Origin of the sequence: Henriciella sp. (assembly GCF_049649345.1) — a bacterium.
Taxonomy (GTDB): Bacteria; Pseudomonadota; Alphaproteobacteria; order Caulobacterales; family Hyphomonadaceae; genus Henriciella.
The window spans coordinates 1-2,214 of record NZ_JBARZC010000501.1 but is presented as its reverse complement, the minus strand read 5'-3'; the positions used below and the strand labels follow the sequence as shown (position 1 = coordinate 2,214).

General features: G+C 63.8%; 3 protein-coding genes. 1 reads left to right on the top strand and 2 read right to left on the bottom strand.

The annotated features are described in order from the left end of the window. Positions 1-117 precede the first annotated feature (117 nt). Both WA989_RS13920 and purE read right to left on the bottom strand, forming a co-directional pair. Positions 118-1,191 carry a 5-(carboxyamino)imidazole ribonucleotide synthase gene (locus WA989_RS13920; RefSeq protein ID WP_424341090.1) on the bottom strand — a complete coding sequence of 358 codons (1,074 nt, stop codon included), beginning with the start codon at positions 1,189-1,191 and terminating at the stop codon, positions 118-120. Then, positions 1,188-1,679: a 5-(carboxyamino)imidazole ribonucleotide mutase gene (purE, locus tag WA989_RS13915; RefSeq protein ID WP_424341089.1), complete on the bottom strand. Its 492-nt coding sequence runs from the start codon at positions 1,677-1,679 to the stop codon at positions 1,188-1,190. Before purE ends, WA989_RS13920 begins: the two co-directional genes overlap by 4 nt. Positions 1,680-1,780: 101 nt before the next feature. On the opposite strand from purE, the gene WA989_RS13910 reads away from it, so the two are divergent. Beyond that, positions 1,781-2,214 (top strand): GGDEF domain-containing protein (locus WA989_RS13910; protein WP_424341088.1); only part of this gene is annotated, 434 nt, incomplete at its 3' end.

Sequence of the window (2,214 nt, the reverse complement as noted above, 5' to 3'; positions counted from 1 at the left end):
GATGTTATCTTTGTGGCCCTGTTTGTCGTTTACTTCCTGATGTTGAAACGCGCCGGGCGATCGATCATTTAGCAGGACCAGCTCGAGAACACTCTGCTCCAGGCTCCTGGGTTTGCGCTAGGCCCGGCCAGTCCGCCGCACCACATGCCCCATCTTGCGGCCGGGTTTGGCGTCGCGTTTGCCGTAGAGGGTGACCACGGCGTCTGCGCCAAAGCTCTCTGGCGGGGCGAGCGCCTCTTCGCCGAGAAGATTCTGCATTTCGACATCGAAGACGCGCGTCACAGGCCCGAGCGGCCAGCCGGCAACGGCGCGGACATGTTGCTCGAACTGGCCCGTCAGGCACCCCTCGGGTGTCCAGTGGCCCGAATTGTGGACGCGCGGGGCGAACTCATTGGCGAGCAGCGTACCGTCTTCCAGTACGAAGAGTTCAAGCGCCAGCACGCCGATATGTCCTGTCTCGCGCGCGAGGGTTTCCCCCATGCTCACAGCCTTGGCGATGATCGTGTCAGACAGACCGCTGGGCGCGATCGAGGTGCGCAGGATGCCTCCGGAATGGTCATTCATGCTGGGGTCGAAGGCGGCCATATTGCCGTCTGCATCGCGCGCGATCACGACCGAGATTTCGCGCTCAAACGGAACGAAGGCTTCGAGGATCGCCGGCACCGCGCCGATCGCGTCAAAGGCTGCCGCGAGGTCATCGCGTGTCTTCAGGCGCACCTGGCCCTTGCCGTCATAGCCCTCGCGGCGCGTCTTCAGGATGCCGCGCGCCCCAAGCGCCTCAAGCGCGGTTTCGAGGTCGGAGACAGTGTCGACAGCTTCATAAGCGCCGGTCTCGATGCCGATCTCGTTCAGGAAGCGCTTTTCTGTCAGACGGTCCTGCGAGGTTTCGAGCGATTTGGCGCTGGGCCGCACAGTCGCGCCCAGCGACACGAGAAACTCGACGGTTTCGACAGGGATATTCTCGAACTCATAGGTGATGACGTCGCAGCTTTCGGCGAACTGGCGCAGCGTATCGCGGTCATCATAGGTGCCCTGCCAGTGGAGCGCGGCGACGCGCGCGGCGGGCGGGCTGTCATCCGGGGCATAGATGTGGACATCGAAGCCGAGCCGCGCGGCCGCGCTGCCAATCATCCGGCCGAGCTGTCCGCCGCCGAGAATTCCGATGACGGATCCGGCCGGGAGTGGGCTCATCCTTCAGGCTCGTCAGCGACGCTTGCGGTCTGTTCGGCGCGGAACGCATCGAGCTTATCGGCCACGGACGCATCTTCCAGGGCGATGATGGACGCCGCGAGGATGCCGGCATTCGCTGCGCCCGCCTCACCGATTGCAAGCGTTCCGACGGGTATGCCCTTGGGCATCTGGACGATAGACATCAGGCTGTCCTGTCCGCTGAGCGCGCGCGACTGGACCGGTACGCCAAGGACGGGCAGCGGCGTCATGGCGGCTGTCATGCCTGGCAGGTGCGCGGCCCCGCCTGCGCCTGCGATGATAACCTTGAGGCCGCGTGATTTGGCCGACTTTGCGTACTCTGCAAGCCGGTCCGGCGTGCGGTGCGCCGAGACGATCTTCGCTTCATGGGCGACGCCCAGTTTCTCGAGCATCTCGCAGGTCAGTTTCATGACCGGCCAGTCCGACTGGCTGCCCATGATGACCCCGACAACGGGTTGTGCTGCGCTCATCTCGCCCCCTTTCAGGAAGCGGCACAAAATAGGCACCGGCCTTGCCCCGTCAAGGCATGCTGTGAGTGGATGCCGTTGCGGTAATCGCCTATAGGTATGGAATGGACGATACGCGCGAAAACCGTGGACAGAATGGGGGCACCGCGCGCCCGCGTTCTTCGGCGGTCGATCTGCTCCGCGCGGTGGGGGTCGACCTTGACTCCCAGGAGTTGAGAACACGCGCGGCGCTGCTTGCGCTCGCAGAAGAAGTGCTCGAGCTTAGAGCCGGTGAGGCCCGCCTGATTCAGGCCCTTTCGGAGGCCGAACGCCTGGCCGATCATGATGCGCTCTGCCCTGTCTTCAACAGGCGCGCCTTCGAGCGCGAACTCAGCCGCGAAATCGCACTTGCGGCGCGCCACGAGCTGCCGCTCTGCCTGATCTATCTCGACCTCGATGGCTTCAAGGCCGTGAATGACAATTTCGGCCATGCCGCCGGGGACAAGGCGCTGCGAGAAGTTTGCGACATTATCCTCTCCCAGGTCCGCCAGACTGATAT

What these genes read in the sequence shown, in the direction of transcription:
- WA989_RS13920 (WP_424341090.1), bottom strand. Translation starts at nt 1,191, where the DNA reads ATGAGCCCACTCCCGGCCGGATCCGTCATCGGAATTCTCGGCGGCGGA.
- purE (WP_424341089.1), bottom strand. Translation starts at nt 1,679, where the DNA reads ATGAGCGCAGCACAACCCGTTGTCGGGGTCATCATGGGCAGCCAGTCG.